This window comes from Nitrosomonas sp. Nm84, assembly GCF_003201565.1.
In the GTDB taxonomy this organism is placed as follows: domain Bacteria; phylum Pseudomonadota; class Gammaproteobacteria; order Burkholderiales; family Nitrosomonadaceae; genus Nitrosomonas.
Window position 1 is genome coordinate 1 of record NZ_QJJP01000064.1, and the last position, 3,783, is coordinate 3,783.

At 40.7% G+C, this 3,783-nt stretch carries 3 protein-coding genes and 1 pseudogene; all 4 read left to right on the forward strand.

What is annotated here, in order from left to right:
* Positions 1-96 precede the first annotated feature (96 nt).
* Positions 97-903 (forward strand): annotated as a pseudogene (locus C8R34_RS15955) (CheR family methyltransferase); the annotation flags it as partial.
* Positions 904-907: 4 nt separating this feature from the next.
* The gene (cheD, locus tag C8R34_RS15960) at positions 908-1,519 is read left to right on the forward strand and encodes a chemoreceptor glutamine deamidase CheD (protein ID WP_110342262.1); all 612 of its coding nucleotides are present in this window, start codon (positions 908-910) and stop codon (positions 1,517-1,519) included.
* Positions 1,520-1,551: 32 nt separating this feature from the next.
* Positions 1,552-2,631, forward strand: coding sequence for a chemotaxis response regulator protein-glutamate methylesterase (locus C8R34_RS15965; protein ID WP_110342264.1), 1,080 nt, complete (start codon positions 1,552-1,554; stop codon positions 2,629-2,631).
* A 40-nt stretch (positions 2,632-2,671) separates the two neighbouring features.
* Positions 2,672-3,166, forward strand: coding sequence for a C40 family peptidase (locus C8R34_RS15970; RefSeq protein WP_110342266.1), 495 nt, complete (start codon positions 2,672-2,674; stop codon positions 3,164-3,166).
* The last annotated feature ends 617 nt before the right edge of the window (positions 3,167-3,783 follow it).

Genomic DNA, 3,783 nt, shown 5'->3' on the forward strand with positions numbered 1-3,783 from the left:
TAAGTTGCCTTGTTCTCTTTTCTTCATCAACAAATCCTGTCGGTTTTAACTTTCCGTAGTATCGCTTAATTTCTTGACAATTTCCCGACAGTCCCTTTTACTCAAGCTGACTTTGAGCGTGTTAGAAAATTAATCTATAAGCATGCTGGTATATCGCTTTCGATGGGTAAACAAAACATGGTGTATAGCCGACTAGCTCGTCGTCTACGTGCAACGGGCTTGGATAATTTTCATGACTATTTGAATTATCTGGAGCGCGGGAGCCCAGAAGAGTGGGAAGAATTTACAAATGCATTGACTACTAATCTAACTGCTTTCTTTCGCGAACAGCATCATTTTCCCATTCTTGAGAAACATATTGAGAAGCGTAAGAATCAGAATAAAATCCAACTCTGGTGTAGTGCATCTTCAACCGGGGAAGAGCCTTATTCAATGGCTATAGCAATGGTGCAGGCTTTTAAAACATTTACGCCACCGGTTCATATTCTGGCGACCGATTTGGATACCAACGTTCTTGCAAAAGCTCAAATGGGGATTTATTCATTAGATAGGCTAGAGAAAATACCCAAGGAAAAGCTCAAGCAGTTTTTCTTGAAAGGCAAAGGTCAGAACGCCGGTTCAGCAAGAGTGCGGCCTGAGTTACGCAATATGATTACATTCCGGCAATTGAATTTGCTTGATGATAGCTGGCCAATCCGAGGTCCTTTTGATGCAATATTTTGTCGTAATGTCATGATTTATTTTGACAAACCAACCCAGTATGGAATTCTTAAGAAATTTGTACCGCTATTGGCTTCGGATGGATTATTGTTTGCAGGTCATTCAGAGAGTTTCCAGCACGCTGGAGATTTGTTTAAGCTGCGCGAGAAAACTGTGTATGAGTTAGCTAATAAGGTGAGGTGATAGTATGGCTGCGATTGTTGATGAGCAATTAGCAACCAATTTCTATTTTGATAAGAATTTTAATAGTCAAGCTGTCAAGTTATTACCGGGTGAGTATTATGTTACAGACAAGGATATGTTGCTCGTAACTGTGCTTGGCTCATGTGTTGCTGCTTGTATCCGCGATTGTTACAGCGGTATTGGTGGCATGAATCATTTCATGCTTCCGGATAGTGGGGGTGATGTGGGTAGCCCACTGACTGCTTCAGCCCGTTACGGCACTTATGCAATGGAAATATTAATCAACCAACTGCTGAAACTTGGTGCTCGTCGTTGTAATCTTGAGGCCAAAGTGTTTGGTGGCGGAAATGTACTGGATGGATTGACGGTTGCAAATGTCGGTCAGAGAAACGCTGATTTTGTTCTAAAATTTCTGCAAACGGAAAAAATCCGGATTGTTGCACGAGACTTGGTTGATGTCTTTCCTCGAAAGGTTTACTTTTTTCCAAAAAATAGCAAAGTAATGGTAAAAAAATTGCGCAATCTGCATAACACCACAATATCTCAGCGTGAAAGAGATTATAGTCAACGTTTACAAAAAGTTGACTCAAGTGGTGATGTTGAGCTTTTTTCTTAAAGCTGGCTTACTTCTTGAATCGAGTATGTAAAATGAAGAAAATTAGAGTATTGATTATTGATGACTCAGCTCTGATTCGTAAGTTGCTGACTGAGATTATTAATAGCCAACCGGATATGGAAGCTATTGGATCTGCACCTGATCCTTTGGTGGCACGTGAAATGATCCGTGAAATGGATCCCGATGTATTGACACTGGATGTTGAAATGCCAAAGATGGACGGCATTGATTTCTTGGAGAAATTAATGCGCCTACGACCAATGCCGGTAATCATGGTTTCAACATTGACGGAAAAAGGCTCTGATATAACATTCCGAGCGCTCGAACTGGGTGCAGTTGATTTTGTATCTAAGCCAAAGATTGATATTGCCGCAGGATTAAAAGAATATGGTACTGAAATTGCGAGTAAGATTCGTATCGCTAAGTCTGCAAGGTTCAAGCGGTTCGTATCTTTGCCAATTACCAAGAGTGCTACTGCAGACGCAGTTTTACCAGCAGTTTCGAATCATATCGCTTCAACTGAAAAGCTGATTATAGTCGGGGCTTCTACCGGTGGTACTGAAGCCATTAAAGAATTCTTAATATGCATGCCGCCAGACTCACCGGGGATTTTGATTACCCAGCATATGCCGGAAGGATTTACCAAGTCATTTGCCAATCGCTTAAATAGTCTTTGCAGGATATCTGTGATTGAAGCCCGCGGTGGTGAGAGAATATTGCCGGGACATGCGTTTATTGCACCAGGCCATTCGCATTTACTGCTTAAACGTAGCGGTGCAAATTATATGACTGAATTAAATCAGGGTGAGCCAGTCAGTCGACACCGCCCTTCGGTTGATGTACTATTTCGTTCAGCAGCAAATTGTGCGGGCAAGAATGCAGTTGGCGTGATTCTGACGGGTATGGGAAGAGATGGCACTGCCGGGATGCTGGAAATGCATAAAGCGGGTTCATATAATTTTGCTCAGGATGAAGCAAGTTGTGTTGTTTTTGGAATGCCTAAAGAAGCAATTGCAGCGGGTGGAGTAGACGAAGTTGTATCCTTAAAAGATATGGCGAAATGTGTTTTATCTAAAATATCAAGTATGGGTGCACGCAGCAATCGTGTCTAAGTTGTATTTTTATTTCGTATAGAGTAAAGCTACATCGTCAATGAAAAGAGATATCTCACAATTTATTATATTAATCAGCATTAGTTTTTTGGTAAGCTGTGGGTCTTTGCAAGAAAGGAGCTCAGTAGGGTCCAAATCCAGTTTTGATGAAAGTAAACGAACAAACCCGAATCATATAAAGAAAGCGCTCTATTCTCAATTTGATGACTGGCAGGGTGTGCGTTATCAGCGAGGTGGATTGAGTCGGGGGGGGATTGATTGTTCGGGATTTGTGCATTTGACATTCAAATCAAAGCTTGGATTGCATTTGCCTAGAACAGTTGGGATGCAAGCAAGATCAGGAAATGAAATTAGAAAAGATGATCTAAGAGCTGGTGATTTGGTATTTTTTAAGACTGGCGCAGCTTCAAACCACGTAGGAATTTATCTAGAGAAAAATAAATTTCTACATGCCTCTCAAAAAAGAGGCGTCACAATATCTAGATTAGATAATATTTATTGGAAATCTAGCTATTGGAAATCTGTTCGAATATGAAAGAAATTAATTATGCAGAATGCAAATGCTGCGTAATCACTGAATTGTATTAGTTCGGACGACCTGTTGAAAAATCTGGCTCTATGTCAAGGCTGGTTTAAGTAGAAAGAATTTGGGCATGCGCGTAAAGTATTTCAGATAATTTTGTGCGCTCAATATTTCTTTTCTGGGATACAGGTATCTTCTTAGAAGCCAACAAATATCAAGTAATTGTTTAACGATTCGCTTAATATTTTGGGCCATTGCAGTCATCAGATGCCTTACGTAATATTTCGCTGGCACGTTTTAATCCCCGATTCTCTCGCCCCATTCCTTGAACATTGCCAGATCCGATGTCGATATGTCTGCTCGAATCCCAATCTTACCGATCGTTCTCGTACTTCCGCGGCGAATAACTAATTTGATTCTTCATCTTCTCCTCCTCTTAAATCATTTTATCTCAGGAGAACTCGGGGCGACTCACAGGCAAACCCAGAATTACATTCAAATAAGAAAATTACGTGATTTTGCAAAGATCTCAGAAAGACTTCTGCACAACCTCGAAAATTTTGCTGTATCCACAGAGAAAAATTTCTAAAAGGCATTTGTCACGCATGCCACTGGCAAAAAGTGAAGTT